This window comes from Granulibacter bethesdensis CGDNIH1, from assembly GCF_000014285.2.
Taxonomy (GTDB): Bacteria; Pseudomonadota; Alphaproteobacteria; order Acetobacterales; family Acetobacteraceae; genus Granulibacter; species Granulibacter bethesdensis.
Map to the genome: position 1 here is coordinate 2,435,867 of NC_008343.2, position 16,971 is coordinate 2,452,837.

At 61.3% G+C, this 16,971-nt stretch carries 15 protein-coding genes; 5 read left to right on the top strand and 10 right to left on the bottom strand.

Features of this window, described 5'->3' with window-relative positions:
* Positions 1–6: 6 nt before the first annotated feature.
* Together tldD and GBCGDNIH1_RS23430 are read left to right on the top strand one after the other, a co-directional pair.
* Positions 7–1,455 (top strand): metalloprotease TldD, encoded by a 1,449-nt coding sequence (gene tldD, locus GBCGDNIH1_RS23425; protein ID WP_011632885.1) that lies wholly within the window; start codon positions 7–9, stop codon positions 1,453–1,455.
* Positions 1,456–1,690: 235 nt separating this feature from the next.
* Positions 1,691–2,623, top strand: a complete 933-nt coding sequence (locus tag GBCGDNIH1_RS23430; RefSeq protein ID WP_157692035.1) for an SGNH/GDSL hydrolase family protein — start codon at positions 1,691–1,693, stop codon at positions 2,621–2,623.
* On the opposite strand, the gene GBCGDNIH1_RS23435 is transcribed toward GBCGDNIH1_RS23430, so the two are convergent.
* Together GBCGDNIH1_RS23435 and GBCGDNIH1_RS23440 are read right to left on the bottom strand one after the other, a co-directional pair.
* Positions 2,620–4,008, bottom strand: a complete 1,389-nt coding sequence (locus tag GBCGDNIH1_RS23435) for a glutamate--cysteine ligase (RefSeq protein WP_011632887.1) — start codon at positions 4,006–4,008, stop codon at positions 2,620–2,622. The genes GBCGDNIH1_RS23430 and GBCGDNIH1_RS23435 overlap by 4 nt on opposite strands.
* A 45-nt stretch (positions 4,009–4,053) precedes the next feature.
* Positions 4,054–4,806, bottom strand: a complete 753-nt coding sequence (locus GBCGDNIH1_RS23440) for a 16S rRNA (uracil(1498)-N(3))-methyltransferase (protein ID WP_011632888.1) — start codon at positions 4,804–4,806, stop codon at positions 4,054–4,056.
* On the opposite strand from GBCGDNIH1_RS23440, the gene ubiA reads away from it, so the two are divergent.
* Together ubiA and GBCGDNIH1_RS23450 are read left to right on the top strand one after the other, a co-directional pair.
* Entirely contained in the window at positions 4,805–5,773 is a 969-nt protein-coding gene (ubiA, locus tag GBCGDNIH1_RS23445) for a 4-hydroxybenzoate octaprenyltransferase (RefSeq protein ID WP_011632889.1), read from the top strand. The genes GBCGDNIH1_RS23440 and ubiA overlap by 2 nt on opposite strands.
* A complete protein-coding gene (locus GBCGDNIH1_RS23450; protein WP_011632890.1) occupies positions 5,770–6,408 on the top strand; it encodes a class I SAM-dependent methyltransferase in 639 nt (212 codons plus the stop codon). The genes ubiA and GBCGDNIH1_RS23450 overlap by 4 nt, the downstream gene beginning before the upstream one ends.
* Before the next feature lie 3 nt (positions 6,409–6,411).
* Here GBCGDNIH1_RS23450 and GBCGDNIH1_RS23455 read toward each other — a convergent pair whose 3' ends face one another.
* From GBCGDNIH1_RS23455 to GBCGDNIH1_RS23465, 3 genes are all read right to left on the bottom strand, one after another.
* Positions 6,412–7,248, bottom strand: a complete 837-nt coding sequence (locus tag GBCGDNIH1_RS23455; RefSeq protein WP_043453162.1) for a universal stress protein — start codon at positions 7,246–7,248, stop codon at positions 6,412–6,414.
* Positions 7,249–7,315: 67 nt separating this feature from the next.
* The gene (locus GBCGDNIH1_RS23460) at positions 7,316–7,642 is read right to left on the bottom strand and encodes a DUF952 domain-containing protein (RefSeq protein WP_011632892.1); all 327 of its coding nucleotides are present in this window, start codon (positions 7,640–7,642) and stop codon (positions 7,316–7,318) included.
* Between the two features lies 1 nt (position 7,643).
* The gene (locus tag GBCGDNIH1_RS23465; RefSeq protein WP_011632893.1) at positions 7,644–9,446 is read right to left on the bottom strand and encodes an aminopeptidase P family protein; all 1,803 of its coding nucleotides are present in this window, start codon (positions 9,444–9,446) and stop codon (positions 7,644–7,646) included.
* Positions 9,447–9,607: 161 nt separating this feature from the next.
* Here GBCGDNIH1_RS23465 and GBCGDNIH1_RS23470 point away from each other — a divergent pair, with 161 nt between their 5' ends.
* Entirely contained in the window at positions 9,608–9,844 is a 237-nt protein-coding gene (locus GBCGDNIH1_RS23470; RefSeq protein WP_025287491.1) for a DUF1127 domain-containing protein, read from the top strand.
* 60 nt (positions 9,845–9,904) lie between these two features.
* Here the strand turns inward: GBCGDNIH1_RS23470 and rsmA are convergent, their stop codons facing one another.
* The 5 genes from rsmA to lptF all read right to left on the bottom strand — a co-directional run bounded on the left by rsmA (position 9,905) and on the right by lptF (position 16,941).
* Positions 9,905–10,765 carry a 16S rRNA (adenine(1518)-N(6)/adenine(1519)-N(6))-dimethyltransferase RsmA gene (gene rsmA / locus GBCGDNIH1_RS23475; protein WP_011632895.1) on the bottom strand — a complete coding sequence of 287 codons (861 nt, stop codon included), beginning with the start codon at positions 10,763–10,765 and terminating at the stop codon, positions 9,905–9,907.
* Positions 10,758–12,089: a peptidylprolyl isomerase gene (locus GBCGDNIH1_RS23480; protein ID WP_043453165.1), complete on the bottom strand. Its 1,332-nt coding sequence runs from the start codon at positions 12,087–12,089 to the stop codon at positions 10,758–10,760. Before GBCGDNIH1_RS23480 ends, rsmA begins: the two co-directional genes overlap by 8 nt.
* Positions 12,090–12,144: 55 nt before the next feature.
* Entirely contained in the window at positions 12,145–14,595 is a 2,451-nt protein-coding gene (locus GBCGDNIH1_RS23485) for an LPS-assembly protein LptD (RefSeq protein ID WP_162288479.1), read from the bottom strand.
* 69 nt (positions 14,596–14,664) lie between these two features.
* A complete protein-coding gene (gene lptG / locus GBCGDNIH1_RS23490; protein WP_011632898.1) occupies positions 14,665–15,777 on the bottom strand; it encodes an LPS export ABC transporter permease LptG in 1,113 nt (370 codons plus the stop codon).
* Positions 15,778–16,941, bottom strand: a complete 1,164-nt coding sequence (lptF, locus tag GBCGDNIH1_RS23495; protein ID WP_232449655.1) for an LPS export ABC transporter permease LptF — start codon at positions 16,939–16,941, stop codon at positions 15,778–15,780.
* Positions 16,942–16,971 lie beyond the last annotated feature (30 nt).

The following is a 16,971-nucleotide window of genomic DNA, read 5'->3' on the forward strand; positions in this document are numbered from 1 at the left end:
GTTGTCATGAGTCTCGATACCGCCCTCGCCGCCACCGATCACCTGTTCTTCGAACGGGCGGACGCGACCCTCGATCAGGACAGCGCCCTGAAAATCACGCAGGATGCCCTGCTCGGGGCCGAGGATGGGGAGCTGTTCCTGGAATATCGGGAAAGCGAGGTCGTCAGTCTGGATGATGGCCGCATTCGCGGCGCAAATTTCGACACCGCCACGGGCTTTGGCCTGCGCGCCGTCGCCGGTGAAGCCACCGGATATGCCCATGCCGGGGAGATCAGCGAAGCCGCCTTGCGCCGTGCCGCCACCACCGTGGCCTCCGTCGCGTCCGGCCATGGCGGTACCCTCGCCGAGCCGCCGCGGGCGACCAACGCACGGCTCTACAGCGACGCCAACCCGCTGCCGAGCGTCGATTTCGCCACCCGCACCGCCCTGCTCGCTACCATCGACGCCTATGCGCGGGAAAAAGACGCCCGCGTGCGGCAGGTGACGGCCTCGATCGTCGGGGAATGGCAGGCTGTTCAGATTATCCGCGCCGATGGCTTGCGCGTCGCTGATCTGCGCCCGCTGGTCAGGCTGAATATCGCCGTCATCGTCGAACAGGATGGCCGCCGGGAAAGCGGCAGCTTCGGCACGGGGGGCCGCTATGGCTATGATCGCCTCCTAACCGAGGAAACATGGAAAAACGGGATAGACGAAGCCCTGCGCCAGGCGCTGATCAACCTCGACAGCCGCCCGGCCCCCGCCGGGGAAATGCCGGTTGTGCTCGGCTCCGGCTGGCCCGGCATCCTGCTGCATGAAGCCATCGGCCACGGGCTGGAAGGCGATTTCAACCGCAAGAAAACCTCCGCCTTTGCCGGGCTGATGGGACAGCGGGTCGCAGCCCCGGGCGTTACCGTGGTCGATGACGGCACCCTGCCGGACCGGCGCGGCAGCCTGACCGTGGACGATGAAGGCACGCCTTCCTCCCGCACCGTGTTGATCGAGGATGGGATTCTCACCGGCTATATGCAGGATAGGCTCAATGCCCGGCTGATGGGCGTCCGCCCTACCGGCAATGGCCGCCGCCAGTCCTATGCCTATGCACCGATGCCCCGTATGACCAACACCATCATGCTGGGCGGCACGCATGAGAAGGAAGAAATGATCCGCTCGGTGAAACGCGGCCTGTACGCAGCAAATTTCGGCGGCGGCAGCGTGGACATCACCTCCGGCAAATTCGTGTTTTCCGCCAGCGAGGCCTACCTGATCGAGGATGGCCGCATTACCGCGCCGGTCAAGGGTGCAACCCTGATCGGCAACGGGCCAGACAGTCTGACGAAAGTCGAGATGATCGGGCCGGATGTTGCGCTGGACCCTGGAATTGGCACCTGCGGCAAAAGCGGTCAGGGCGTTCCGGTCGGTGTCGGGCAGCCAACGCTGAAACTGACCGGCCTGACCATCGGCGGTACAGCCGACTGAGAGGGTTGCCTCATTACCGGGACGAACGTTTTCATTGCGGTGTGCGGTGTATCCTTACCGATAGAATCCGGAAGGCTGGGGTCTATCGGTAAGGATACACCCCTGCTGCACTCTGAAGATGAATGAGATTTAAACAGATTCAGGCTTTTCTCCCGGCTCTCTCCATGCCAGCGATAGTTCCTGTTTCATGGTAAGCCCTGATAAGGCTTGAGAGCATCCAATGATCAAACGTGGCGTGATAAATCGCATTGTCTGGAAAACCGGCGCTTTATTGGCATTCGCCGCTCCGGCCATTGGTACGCTCACAGTTCCTTTCATGGCCCATGCCATGCAGGAGAATAATTCTGCATCTTCCTCTTCCATCCAGGTGGCAACATCCTCCCCACCGCCGAGCTGCCCGGCTTACGAGATGCCGCCCCTGCATCTCAAAAATCTGCGGGATGCGCTGGAGGATAATGAACAGGTGGTGATCGTCGCCATCGGTTCCTCTTCCACGCAGGGATGGATGTCGTCAGATATTGGTGCCTCCTACCCTGCTTTGTTGCAGAAGGAACTGTCAGAGGCTCTGCCGCATGCTCATATCGCCGTGATCAACCGGGGCATCGGCGGGGAGGACGTTGCCGAGGAAACCCCGCGCCTGCAAAGTGACGCGCTGGATGTTCATCCTCAGGCCGTGATCTGGCAGGTCGGCGCCAATGGGGCGATGCGCAATATCAGCCCTGACGTATTCCGCAAGATGGTCATGGCTGGTGTCGTCCGGATGCACAAAGCATCCGCCGATGTGGTGCTGATGGATAATCAGCGGGCACCCCGTATCATCGCAACCAAGGAAGGTCCTTTACTGGACAGCACCATGGCCTCCATTGCCCACAAAACCGGCGCGGCGCTGTTCCAGCGTGGGCAATTAATGGATCACTGGCGGGATATGGGTCACCCATACGCTGATTTCATCGCCTCAGACGGGCTGCATCATAACGATCTGGGGTATCGCTGCGTGGCCCATGCCCTGGCACAGGCTATTCTGGCAGGGCTCAAGGAAACCGGGGCCAAACAGGATACCATCTCCGGCCTTCCTCATCACGCCGCTCATCCCGCAGTCAGAAAAGCCTCCCCCGGCGATGCTCACGGACCGGATGGGGATGATGATGGAGATGATGATGGCAGTTAGGCGACCTGAGCCTCGTTGAAAATCCGGCTCACATCCCCTGCCCAGACGCTCTGATAGCGGTTCAGCCAGTGCTCCGCCTGTGTTGGAGCGCCGCCTTCCACGATGTCGCGCAGCGGATCGAGGTATACTTCTTCCCCCTGCCCACGGGCACGCAGACCGTCCGCGGCGATGGCGACCAGATCGCGGGCCAGGTCGCGTACCGTGCCATCCGCAAAAGGCGTATTCACTGCCTGCCTTGCGACCTCCGACCGCAATCCGACCAGACTCTGCCATCCATGCCGGTTCATCAGCGCGGTCGCGGCCTCCAGCGCAGCATCATCGTAAAGCAGACCAACCCAGAGCGCCGATTGAGCCAGCATCATCGCCATACTGCCGGCATCAGCACCCCGCATTTCCAGAAAACGCTTCAGTCGGACTTCAGGGAAAGCCGTCGTGGTGTGATCGGCGAAATCACCGATGGTCGGACGCTCCCCTTCCCGGCCCGGCAGACGCCCGGCCATGAAATCACGGAAACTGGCTCCGGCGACATCGACATATCCGCCATAGCCCTCACCGGGGCGATGCACGAAATACATCGGCACATCCAGCAGCCACTCTGTCCAGCGCTCGAAGCCGAACCCGTCCTCGAACACGATGCCCGGCAATCCGGTGCGATGGGGGTCGGTATCCGTCCAGATATGGGCGCGATAGGACAGGTAACCGTTCGGCTTGCCCTCCGTGAAGGGAGAGTTCGCAAACAGCGCCGTGGCCACCGGCTGGAAGGCCAGCGCAACCCGGAATTTGCGGACCATATCCGCCTCTGATTGCGTATCCAGATTCACCTGCACGGTACAGGTGCGCAGCATCATGTCCAGCCCGAGCGTCCCGACTTTGGGCATGTAGGCACGCATGATTTCGTACCGGCCCTTTGGCATCCACGGTATCGCGGCGCGGCTGTGCAGCGGCTGGAACCCCAGCGGCGCGAAACCCAGACCCAGCGGAGCTGCGACACGATGCAACTCGGCAAAATGGATTTGAAACTCCTGCCTTGTCTGGTGCAGGTTCGTCAGCGCACCACCGGACAGCTCAAACTGCCCGCCTGGCTCCAGCGACAAAGAGGCACCCAGGGAAGAGGACGGACCTTTCAGGCCGATGGAGTGGCCACGGTCCAGAATCGGTGTCCAGCCCTCTGCCGCCTTGGCAGTGTGCAGACCTTCCAGAATCGCCGCAATTCCGGCAGGGCCATCATAGGGAGGGGCAGCAAGATCGGTCAGGGAAAAGCCGAATTTCTCGTGCTCGGTGCCGATACGCCAGTCGGAACGCTCACGGCAGCCGCTGGCAAGATAGTCTGCAAGCTGACGGGTCGTGGTCGCCGGAGTGGTATCGGCGTCTCCTGGATTGGACATCGGCTTCCTGACTGACTGGAACGTTACAGGGTCGAATCCCTGCGGCTACTCAAGCGGCATATCAGACACAGGCGGAGCTGTCAGCAAGGCCAGCCCGGCAATGGCGGCGGTCTCCGCACGCAGCACCGTTCGCCCGAGAGACACGGGAATAACATGCGCGTGGGAACGCAACATGACCAGTTCCTGTTCCGCAAATCCTCCTTCCGGGCCGGTCAGCAGGGCCGATGGGCCGGCCACCCCTCTGGCATGCGCCACATCGGACCGTTCGATTGCCGCATAGAGTCGCCGATCCTCCGGCCAGTCGCGTAACAGGGCCGGCAATGGCTGAGGCGCCTGAAGCACCGGAATGCTCAGACGTTCACACTGCTCTGCGGCTTCAACCGCGATGGCTTCCAGCCTTGCCGCATTGATGCGTTCGGCATTGGTACGGGTGGTCATCACCGGAATCAGGCGGGAGACGCCAAGCTCGGTCGCTTTCTGCACCACCAGTTCGGTATTAGTGCGCTTCAGCAGGGCAAAAACCAGCCATGGCCCCTCTTCAGGGACGGGGGAACGAATCTGCTCCGTCAGGCTGAGTGTCGCCCCCTTACGGTCGATCCTCTCAATCACAGCCCGCCATTCTCCATCCGTGGCATTGAACAGGCTGAGTGCATCCCCCACCCCCCGCCGCATCACGGTGCCGAGGTAATGGGCGCGCGCTGTATCCAGTGTTAAATGCTCGCCCCCACGCAGGGCGTGGTCCATATGCAGCCGGATGGAAGGGGCACGGGCGGATGAAAAACGATTCGAGGCTGTCATGACGGGGCATCCTGCCACAAACCCTGCCCGCACGGCAGAGAAGATACCAAGGCCTCACACCGATCTCCGCCCCGATGGCTGGATTACCCGCCTGCCCCGGCGGATACAGCCTTACGCCCTGTTGGCCCGTCTCGACCGGCCTGTCGGCATCTGGCTGCTGTTTCTGCCGGGCGTATGGGGAATTCTGGCGGCACGGCCACCGGACCGGGAAAGCCTGCGCCTGATCGTAATGTTTTTGATCGGCAGCGCGGTGATGCGGTCGGCGGGCTGCGTCGTCAACGATATGTGGGACCGTGATCTGGACCGCAGCGTCGCCCGCACCGCCAGCCGGCCACTGGCCGCGGGAGTGCTGGGGATGCGTCAGGCGACTGTATTTCTTGGCCTGCTGCTGCTGGCGGGATTCATGGTTCTGCTTCAGCTTCCGCGCATGGCACAAATTGCCGCCGCTTCATCCCTGCTGCTGGTGGCTATCTATCCGCTCGCCAAGCGCGTGACATGGTGGCCGCAACTGGTGATGGGATTCACGTTCGGCTTCGGCGCACCCGCAGGTGCCATCGCCGCAGGCGCGGAGACAGGGCCGCACTGGTGGCTTGTGGGGTTCCTGTATGCCGCCGCTATTTTCTGGGATCTCGGTTTCGATACGATCTACGGGTTTCAGGATATCGAGGATGATGCCGTGATCGGCGTCAAATCCACCTCCCGCCGTTTCGCGCATATGCCGCGGCGTTTCGTCGGCACAAGCTATGCCTTGATGGTGGTTTTCCTGATTCTTGCCGGGATCAGGGCCGGGCTGCCATGGCTGTATGACCTTGCACTGACACTGCCCGCCGCTCTGCTGCTGTGGCAGGTACACAGGCTGGATATTCTCAATCCCGCAGCCTGTCTGGGCGCTTTCCGGGCCAATACCCGAATCGGGCTGGCCGTGGCGGGCGCATTCCTTTGGGGCTGGATCGGATTGTTGCCATGAAAGACACTGCCTTCATCCGCGAGAATACGGCATGGTCCCACGCGCCTCTGGTGCCGGAGCTCGGGCTGTTTCTGGCCACCGCCATCACCCCGATCTGGCAGGCCACGGAAGACTGGCTGGCGCAACGGAATGTCGAGCCGCCTTTCTGGGCCTTTGCGTGGCCGGGCAGTCAGGCCATTGCCCGTCACGTGCTGGATCATCCCGAGCTGGTGAAGGGCCGGCGGGTGCTGGATTTCGCGGCAGGATGCGGGCTGGCGGCCTTGGCCTGCGCCCGCAGTGGCGCACAGGAGGCAGAGGCAGCCGAGATAGATGGGCTGGCTCTGGCCGCCACCACGCTGAACGCGACTGAAAACGGCCTGACCGTCCGTCTGGCCGAAGGCGATGTGGTGGGCAGCCCATGCCGCTGGGATCTGATCCTTTGCGGCGATGTCTGTTACGAGGCCCCCATGACCCGTCACATCATGCCGTGGCTGCGGCGCATGGCGAAAACGGCAGAGGTCTGGATTGCTGATCCCGGACGAAGCTACCTGCCGCAAGAGGGTATGACCGCTTTCGCCGAATATACCGTGCCGACCACGCTGGAGCTGGAAGACCGCACCGAACGGCATGTCCGCCTGTTTCGTCTTGCTCCCTGACCCCTACCGCTTCATCAGTACCGGAATGCGCGCATGTTCCATCACATGCCGCGTCACACCCCCTAAAATCATCTGTCTCAGGCGAGAATGGGAATAAGCCCCCATCGCCAGCAGATCGCAGGAAAAATCCTCTGCCGCCTGTAACAACCCGGCTCCGACACTCCCGTCGACCGGATTGAAATGAGCAATATCCGCCCGAATACCGTGACAGCCGAGGTACTCCACCAATTCCTTCGCCGCCGGTCCCTGACGGTAATAGGAATGAGCCGTCAGAATACAGACTGCCTCTGCCTTCTGCGCCCATGACAGAGCCGCCCGTACAGCCGACGCACTTTCGACCGTGCCATTCCAGGCAATGCAGACCCGGTTGCCGAGCGTATCCCCCGGCTGATCCGGCGCCATCAGCAAAGGGCGTCCTCCGTCAAAAAGCACCGCGTGCAACGCCTCGGTCGAGGACAGATCATCGTCCCCGGACGGGCGGGCAATGACGGTGAGATCGGCCACACGCGCCTGCCATGCCACGATGTCCTCCTCCTGCCCTGTCCTTTCTTCCAACCGGATGGAAACGGGGGGATGCCGATCACGGGTGACGGCATCAATCATCGCCTGAATGGCCACGCCCCGCTCCCGTGCTTCTGTCTCCACCGCCTCGATCATGTCCTGCACCATCGCACCGGACAGGCCTTCCGCAGCCAGCGGGGCTATGTCGCTGCTGTCGGTACGGATGTGAACGGCCAGAATTTGGGCTTCCCATCTGGCAGCGGCCTGTATCGCGACCGCCAGTGCGGATCGGCCACGGCTCGGGCAACGGAGCGGCAATAAAAGCTTGCGAATGGCCATAGCAGCTTCCTTTTCCGATGATACCACCCTGTTCCGCCTTGGCCTGTTCCGCCTTGGGAGGATCTGTCTACACCCGATCCTGTGGCGTTACCGGTCTTATCGAGAGAACATGATCGGTCCTGAGCGCGCCATATAAATGCGGGAAAGGCGGCTGATCCGGCTCCGACACCTCCCAGCGCAACAGTGCGGACAGGTCATCAGCCGACAGAGACAACAGCAGCAGACCGTCCTGATCAGGGTAGTGAAGCCTCAGCACGAAAGAGAGTTGCTCGGGAGTACAGAGATGAATGAATCCCTCCCGCTCCAGACCCGGCGGCGCATAACAACCCTCCTTTAAAGCATTCTGCCAGTCTTCCGGGCTGATGATGTGCAGCAATGTCGGGGCTGTGCTCATCTCAGGCCTCGTTCGAAAGGGGTGCACAGGCGGCTTCCAGCCATGCCTGCTCCGACGGGGGCAGCAGCGGGCCGATCTCTGCCAGAACGCGGGCGTGATAGGTATCGAGCCAGACCCTTTCAGCCTCTGTCAGTAAACCAGGCTCAATCAGGGTGCGATCAAACGGGGCCAGGGTCAAAGTCTCGAAGCCGAGAAAAGGACGGGCGGTATCCAGCACGTCCCTTTCCTGCACCAGGAGCAGATTTTCCAGCCGGATGCCGTATTCGCCAGGCTGATAATAGCCCGGCTCGTCAGACAGGATCATGCCCGGACACAGCGCAACAGGACGCCCCGCGCGGGAGAGAGAGGCCGGTCCCTCATGCACCGACAGATAGCTGCCGACGCCATGACCGGTGCCGTGATCATAATCAAGCCCCACATCCCACAAGGACCGGCGCGCCATCGCATCGATATGCGGTCCGGCCACCCCTTGCGGAAATTGCAGCGTCGCCACGGCGATATGCCCTTTGAGAACCCTTGTAAAACGGTCCCGCAACAGCGCAGGCGGCGCCTCCGGTCCGGTCCAGATCGTGCGGGTCACATCCGTGGTGCCATCCAGATACTGGCCGCCGGAATCGATCAGATAGACCTCGTTCGGTCGCAAGGGCCGGTCTGTTTCCGCCGTGACGCGGTAATGGATCACCGCTCCATGCTCTCCGGCACCAGAGATGGCAGGAAAGCTTTCCCCCCTGAACTCATCAGCCTGCTGCCGGAACGACAGCAGACGGGCAGCGGCGCTGGCCTCGGTTTCTCCCTCCCGCAGCGGATTCAGGCTGTACAGGAAACGGCACAGCGCCACAGCATCACGCCGGTGGGCGTGTCTGGCCCCCGCCTGCTCCACCACGTTCTTGCAGGCACGCGGCAGAGCGCAGGGATCAGCGCCCGGACTCAAGACGGCCCCTGCCTGCCGCAGCACCTGCGCAAACCAGACCGGAGCCGTGGCCGGGTCGAGCCGCACGGTTTTTCCCTCCAGCGCCTGCAAGGCTGCTGACAGCGCCGTCCGGGGTTGCAGGGTTACGTCAGCGCCAAGCCATTGCGCGGTGGCAGCGGGGATTTTCTCCGGCGCCATGAACAGCGCGACCTTGCCATCGGCGAACAGAACCGCAAATCCAAGCGCATAGGGCGTGAAAGGCACATCCTGCCCCCGAATATTCAACAGCCAGGCCAGAGAAGCAGGGTCCGTCAGCACCACCGCATCCTCGCCGGCCTCGGCCAGAGCATCCCCGATCTCCATCCGTCGGGACGCGGAATCCTGCCCTGCCCTCTCCAGCGGATGAGGCACGGCCGCAGCCAGAGGCGGCGCTGGCCGGTCAGGCCACACCGCATCGACCGGATTGGCGGCAACCGGCACCATCTCCAGCCCCGCTGCGGTAAAGCGGCCCAGCCCATCCTCGCTGATCAGCAGCGGATCATAGCCGATCCGTGCCCCTTTTCCTGCGGCATTTGCCAGCCAGAGCGGAGGAGATGCCTCGATAATATGGCACTGCTCCCAAAGAGAGGGATCCGTTTCCTGAGCGGCCTGAAGCGTATAACGCCCATCTGTGAACAGGGCCGCACGCTGGTGCAACACCACCGCAAGACCAGCACTGCCGGTAAACCCGGTCAGGAAGGCCAAACGCTCCGCACAGGGGGGAACGTATTCACCCAGATGCTCATCAGCCCGGGGAATAATGAACCCTTCCAGTCCCTGCCCCGCGATCACCGTCCTGAAGACCGCGAGACGTGCCGCTGCCTGAGCATTCCGTCCCGTCTCCACCGTTGCCATCCTGCCGCCCTTATCTCTTTTTGCACTGCAACATATGCATGCCTGTCTTTTACTCTTTACTCGCCGCTTTTAGAGGCAAATAGATCATATAATCACCACAAGGACGCTGCCTTCCGAATCAATGCCAAGGAGGCCCGGCAGTGCCTCAGGGAACCGATCACATGACCACCACGACCTTCAATCAGGGTTTGCTTTCCTCCCGCAGCCTGCCCGCACAAATCGTTGCCGTCCATGGCTCCGTGCGCCAGCAGTTGAAGGCTGTTCACCAGCGCCTGCAGAACGAGCGCGCCCGGCGTTGTACAGCCCGCATTCTGGCAGCCCGCACGGATCAGGAACTGGACGATCTGGGTCTGCATCGTGGTCAGCTGCGCATCGAGCGCACCGGTCTGTTCGACTGATTCCTTCCGCCGACCTGATCGGATAGAAATGGGCGCGATCCTTTCGGGGATCGCGCTTTTTTATTGGTCGCCGCCGAGGCTGGTGCGTGCCAGACGGTCAAATTCCTCGATCGTCAAGGTCTCCGCCCGACGATCACCGGCAATACCCGCGCGGGACAGCAACCCTTCGCCCCCTAATGATTTGAGGGCACCGCGCAACATTTTGCGCCGCTGACCGAATGCAGCCGCCGTGACCCGCTCCATCGCCGTGAACAAAGCCGGGGATGGTTGTTCCTCACGAGGCCACAGCGCTGCCACAGCGGAATACACTTTCGGAGGCGGATGAAAGGCTCCGGGCGGCACCGACATCAGCATTTCCACCCGACAGGTCCACTGGGCCAACACCCCCAGACGACCGTAAGCATCGCTGCCCGGTGCAGCACAGATGCGTTCCGCTACTTCCTGCTGGAACATCAGGGTCATGCTCTCGAACAGCGCCGCCTGACGCAACCAGCCAACCAGAAGGGGCGTGCCGACATTGTAAGGCAGGTTGGCGACAATGCGTCTCGGCCCCGTGGTCAGCGTGCCAAGATCGGCCCGCATCGCATCCGCTTCCAGCACCGTCAGACGATCCGGATAGAAACCGGCAAGCTCCTCCAGCGCCGGGATTGCCCGATGATCGAGTTCAATCGCCACCACCCGCTCTGCCGCAGTCTCAAGCAAGGCACGGGTCAGGCCGCCCGGCCCCGGCCCGATCTCGATCGCTGTACGGCCCTGCATCGGGCCAGCTTCCCGCACGATTCGCGCCATCAGATGCGGATCGAGCAGAAAATGCTGACCCAGCGCCTTGCGGGCTTCCAGCCCATGCCGGGCAATAACGTCGCGTAAGGGCGGAAGCGCCAAAGGGGAACCAGGCACTGTCCCCACAGCCGCCTCAGTCATGGCCCCGCATATCGATCAGGGCGCGACGGCGCAGCTCACGCTGAAGCTGACGGCTGGCGGTTTCAACACGTTCGCCCAGAATCTGATTGGAAATATCCTCCTTGCCGGGCAGACCGAAATTCTTCTGGGTCCGGCTGCACACCATCATGATGGCAATACCGTCCTGAGAGACGATCGGCTGGCTCGGCTGACCCACCGGCAGAGAAGCCAGAAGGGCACGAAACTGCGGCGGATTAATGCTTTCCAGACGCAGCTCACCGGGATCGGAGGGCCGCGATCCTCCCATCGCCTTGCTGGCGGCCTCGACTGCGGCACAATCATGCATAGCAGCGGCGGCGGCCTTCGCATGCTCCAGCGTTTTCCGCTGCTGATCCGTGGGCGCTGCCGGATTGAGCGGGGTCGTAAACGGATAGAAAACCTGTCGGATCGATAAGGCAGTCCCCTGATCATTACCGATGATCCGCTTGCCGCGCAGGGCCACGATCTCGATCCCCCCCGCCACGTCGATCGGGTTGCTGATCGCCCCGGGAGGCATTTCCTTCAGCACCGACACAACCTGCGGATCAAGCTGATTGGGCTGCACCCATCCCAGATCACCGCCCTCAAGTGCGGTCTGACTCTGGCTGAACTGGGCGGCGACAACGGGAAAAGGTGCTCCGCTGCGCAGTTGCTGGATGACCGTATCGGCAAAATCATGGGCTGCCTGCGCACGGGAGGGATCATCGACGGGGATGAAAATTTCCGAAACGCGATATTCCGTCTGGCCTTTCTGGGATGCCAGCAGTTCTTCCTCGTCCTGGATTTCCTTGTCGCTGATCCTGACACGCTCCCCCAGCTGCTGACGCAGCACCCGGGTCCAGCCTAACTGAACACGAATCTGGTCGATCAGCGTACGCATGCTGACCCCATCCGCAGCCAGTTTGTGGCGCAGCGCATCCGGCTGCATACCGTTCCGCTGCTCCATCCCCTGAATGGAGTGGGCAATATCGCTGTCGGTGATGACGATACCACGACGCTGGATTTCCTGGAGCCGCAATTTTTCGTCCACCAACTGACGCAGGACCTGCGGAGTCAGACGATCCAGCACCTCCTTTGACATTGGCAGGCCTGTGGACATGGCAAACAGCCGCCGACGCGCATCCACATCGCCCTTGCTGATGACATCGCCATTCACAACCGCGACGATACTGGTCTCATCAGGCGAAGAAGCGGGTGCCTTTGCCTTGCCGGCGGCACTCCCCCCATGGGATGCAGCCAGGGCCGGCTGAGCAGAAGACAATGCCAGACCGGCAAGAAGAAGGGCGCGAAAACGGTCAACAGCCATGAGGGTAAGCGTCCTGTCCTGATCCTGATATCTCTGATAGCCAGCAGCAGCCCGCCTAGAAAGCCCGGAAGCCAAACGATCCCAGCGTTTTAAACGTCAGAGAGAACATGATGGTCTCGTTCCCGGTATCATTCAGGATCGAGGTATAGCGTTTGTACAAACGCATCGCCAAAATGAAGCACTCATTCTCGTAAGCAATGTCGCCCCCCAGCGCCACCATCTGCTCGGCTTCCAGATTACGACGCGCATAGGCGCTGAAGCGCCAATGCTCATAATGCGTCGACAGGCCGAGCATGGCTTCGTTACGCGGTGTCGTGACCAGCTGATAGACAGGCGTAGAGGCAGGCAGCACCGTACCGGGCGCATAGGTCAGATCGTAAAAATTATTCTCCGCCGTATACAGATATCCCACACTGGCGCGCAGCCATGATGGTCCGAAGGATGCCACGGCCTCCCCGTAATGGATCCGGCCGCTCTTGTGATCGAAACGGCCCCGTGTGGTCAGATCATATCCGATGCCGCTCAGGCTGACCCGCCCCACAATATCCGAGGCACGGTCGGACAGACCCAGCCCGGGCATGAATGTATCATCCCGATGGGTCCGGTAGGACTGACCGACCAGCCCATCCAGCATCGTGGTCTTGTATTTCCAGGAGGCATGAAGACCGACATTGGCCCGGATGCCGCCTTCCATACGGTCAAGGCCGTTGAAACGGTTGAGCGAAAACAGATTGGCATCGGTAAACTGCGTCACCAGACTGTCTTCATTGGGGAAATAGCGATACCCGCCTCCGCCTGTATTGGGGGCGACGATCAACTGGGCGATCGGCTCGACCACCTGTGTGCCCCACTGGCCCGCAGTGCGGGCCAGCGGCACCCGGACCTCGACCGCCGCCTGGGGCAAAGCACGCGCATCGGTTGTGCTGGTATAGGGTGCATAGACCGGCTGCTGGTTCAGCCCCGTCGCATTATAGGCGACCGTATCCCCATGCAGCGTGAATTTCCACAGATCGCCGAAGCGCCCGATGGCAGGCCGGTCCCAGTTGAGACTGAGCGAGGCTCTCTGATCCGAAACGCCTTTCTCGCGCAGGACGCTGAAATCATCGGTCCTGAGCGAGAAATGTCCTCCCAGTGAATCCGGCTGCCCCGCATATTCATAGATATAATGCGGCAGGACATAAGGAACCGTCGAATTGGCGAAGGAGCCGCTGATCCCCTGATAGGACATCGCATTCAGACGGGTATAGGAACCCTGACCGAAGCCCTCCAGGTAGATATTGTTCGACAGGACGTTCGTGCCGACACCGGAAATATGATAATCGCGCAGATAGGCAGCCGAGGTCGCATTGTTCAGATTGAAGCCGTAACGCCACGTATCGTCATAGACGAATTCGCCCTTCGCGAAGATCAATCCCTGAAAACCGGGCCGGATCGGATCGTAATAGGCGTTACTATCGGTGCGGCTGGACGACGCCACATAGGCGGCCGCCACATTGATCTGCATGTCCCCGCTATTGAACTTCTTCCGGTAATAGGCCTGCAATTGCGGTCCGGTCTGCGAGGGCAGGGTCGCGGTCAGAGTGACATCGGATGAGTCGTCGATCACCAGATAGTACGGAACCCGGGCAAAAACACCCAGATAGCCGGACTGGCCGATCCCGGGCACCATGAAGCCGCTCTTGCGCCTCACCGAAGGATCAGGATGCGACATGTAAGGGAGGTACAGCACCGGAATGCCGTAAATCTCCATCACCGCATCCTGATATTCGATTTTTTTCTCCTCCAGATCCTGTGTGCCGGTAAAGGCGCGGATCTGCCAGAAAGGCGGCTTTTTCGGGTCATCCAGACACAGGTTACAGGTCGTGTAGAGCACCCGGCTCATGTCATTGACCTTGCCATCGGTACGACGCATGCCGTTGGCAACCAGACGACCGTTGAATTTCAGCAGGGCGCGCATGTTTTTCATCACGCCGTCTTTCATGCCCTGACTGAGTTCGGCGTAATCGCTGAACAGAACCTCGCCATCCGGCTCCAGCAGCACCACATTGCCGGATGCGGCGGCAACATTGGTGTTACGATCATACGTGACCTTGTCGGCGCGCAGCACGTGGTCGCCCTGCCACGCTTCTACATGCCCCTCCGCACTGACCAGCGCGCCGTCACGGTCATATGTCAGATGATCGGCGGTGAAGGTGACCGGCGTCTGGCCACTGACCGTAGAGCCTTTTTTGCGTGGTGAAGGGGCCGCCACGGGCGGAGGGGCGGAGGCTCCGTTCGGATCGCTGCCCACCATGGCAGGCTCCAGCGCCGAGGAACCGCTGGCACCGGGGGAGGATGTCTGGTTGAACTGATTGAACAGGCTGTCACTCGCCTGCAGGGAACTGACCTGGGCAAAGGCCGAAGCCCCTCCGGCCAGCATGCATGCGGACATCACTACCAGAAACAATGACAGGCGGTGATCATGAACAGAAGCCGTCAGCCCTGGCAGGACCAACCGCGTCTTCATTCTTCCGATGCCGTTTCGTTTCATGTGCATGCGTGTCCTTAGCCTGTCCGCGCACGATCTGTCAGCATATCAGCCGTCTTCCAGATGCAGCAGCAGCGCCACTGCCAGCATCAACCCGGCGACCGAAGGCGCCCATGCCGCCAGCACCACCGGAACAGTGCCGGACTGCCCGAATTCCTCTGCCACTTTGGAGACGACGAACAGACAGAATCCGGCCGCCACACCACTGCCAATCATTTTGGCAACCCCGCCCCGACGGGAGGGTCGCATGGAAAACCCCGCCGCCACCAGCGCCATGGTGGCACATAACAAAGGAAGGGCCAGCAGAGACTGAAAACGCAGACGATGCCGCAACGATGAAAACCCCGACCGATCCAGCAGGCGGATAAAATCCGGCAGGCTCCAGAATGACAGCGTATCGGGGGAGGCAAAGCTTTCCTGAATACGCCGTACGGTCAGATCGGTCGGGATCTCCACAGTATGCGGCGGGTCCGGCAGATGGCTGGGACGCAAGACTCTGGCATTGTCCAAAACCCATTGGCCGGAGACCAGTCTGGCTGTTGCCGCCTCGATCCGCTGGACCAGGCGATCCTCGGAATCCAGCCGGAAAACAGTGATGGAAGAGGCTTGCAGACTGTTTTTATGGGCTGCCACCTGCATTGCATGGATGATCGACACACCGTGCGGGTCCAGCCCAGGATCGGACTGACGCAGCCAAAGCTGGCCGCCTGCCAGCCGCATCGGCCCGCCGCTGGTTCGCAGATAGGTGTTATCGAGTTGCTCTGCACGCGACAGCATGACCGATGAGAGCGGACTGATCACCGTCATGGCCAGCATCCCCAGCAGGGCAGCAGCCCCGACCGGCAGCGCCAGAAACTGCCAGGCGGAGATGCCCGCAGCCCGGGCCACCACCAGTTCCGAGGATCGGGTAAGCCGCCAGAATGCCCCAATTCCCCCCAGCAAAACCGCGAAAGGCAGGATGGTGATGCTCATCCACGGCAGTCGCAGCGCCGCGATGGTCGAAACCAGCCCGAATGAGACATCCGGCTTGGTCGCCGCCCGACGTAGCAATTCAATGAAATCGAACAACCCGACCAGCAGAGTAAGGGCAACGAGAACAACCAGCGCTGCGGCCAGAAAAACCCGGGTGATATAGGATGACAGGGTCAAGGCGCGGATCATTTAACGCGCCCCTGACGGAGGAAGACTGGCAAACCTGTTGTGACCCGCCTCCCTGAAAGATGTTCTCCCGCGCCATTCCGGCCAGAACATGATCCAGGCCCCGGCCATACCGGGCGCAACAGCTGCAATCCAGATCAGGGGAATCAGTTGCGGCAGTTTTGCCGCAGCATTCGCCACGGCCAGTCCAACAGCCAGCAAAGCCACCACCACCAGCGCCGCCACACCCGGACGCAGCAGACCACCATGTCGACGAAAAGCGCCGTTCAACACCGAAACGAGCGCCACCACCGCAAAAGACAGAACATTGAGCGGACCAGACAGACGCCTGTGCGCCTCCACCCTCAACTTTGGAATATCCCGCGCCATCACCTGTGAAGGATCGGGATGCAAAAGCTCGGTCAGCGACATTTCATTGGCATCGCGCGACCGCTGTTCATCCTTGCCGGATTGTTCGAGGCTGATCGTGTTCTCGTTGAAAGTCAGAATATTCAGCCGACCCGTATGGCGGTCCAGCTCCTGCCGGCTGCCGCTTTCCAGCACGACCTGAGGCGCACCATTGCTACCCTGCTCCATCCGCCCACGCTGGGCGATGATCGTCGCATGGCTGTCGGCCTTGCGGGCATCATCAATCAGGATGCCATGCAATGTCCCGTCCGCGTCGCGTTTGCGTATGTAGACGATCATGTCATCGGAAACGGGGGTAAACACGCCATCCTGCAACAGGAAAGCCGCCATCTTGTTGCGGATTTCCCACTGATACTCCCGGAACGCACTGAAGGCCGCCGGCACGATCCACAGATTCAGGACGAAGGACAGCAGCATTGTCAGCAGTGCCACCAGCAGCGCCGGGCGCGCCATGACCCAGCTGGACAGCCCGGCCGCCCGCATGACCGTCAATTCCCGATCCCCTGCCAAACGCTGATACACGAATTGGACCACAACATAAGTCGTGATGGGAATGATCACCGCCACAAAGCTGGGGATCAGCAGGCCGGTCAGTTTCAGGAACACAAAAACGGACAGGCCGCGATTGACCACAAGTTCTATGAAACGCAGCGACTGGGTCAGCCAGATCAGCGCCACCAGCCCGCAGGTGCAGGCGACCAGCGCAACCAGCAACTGGCGCATCACATATCGATCGAGTGTCGTCAGTCTCAGGCTCATGAGCATTGTCTGGGACAGGAACGAAAGGAA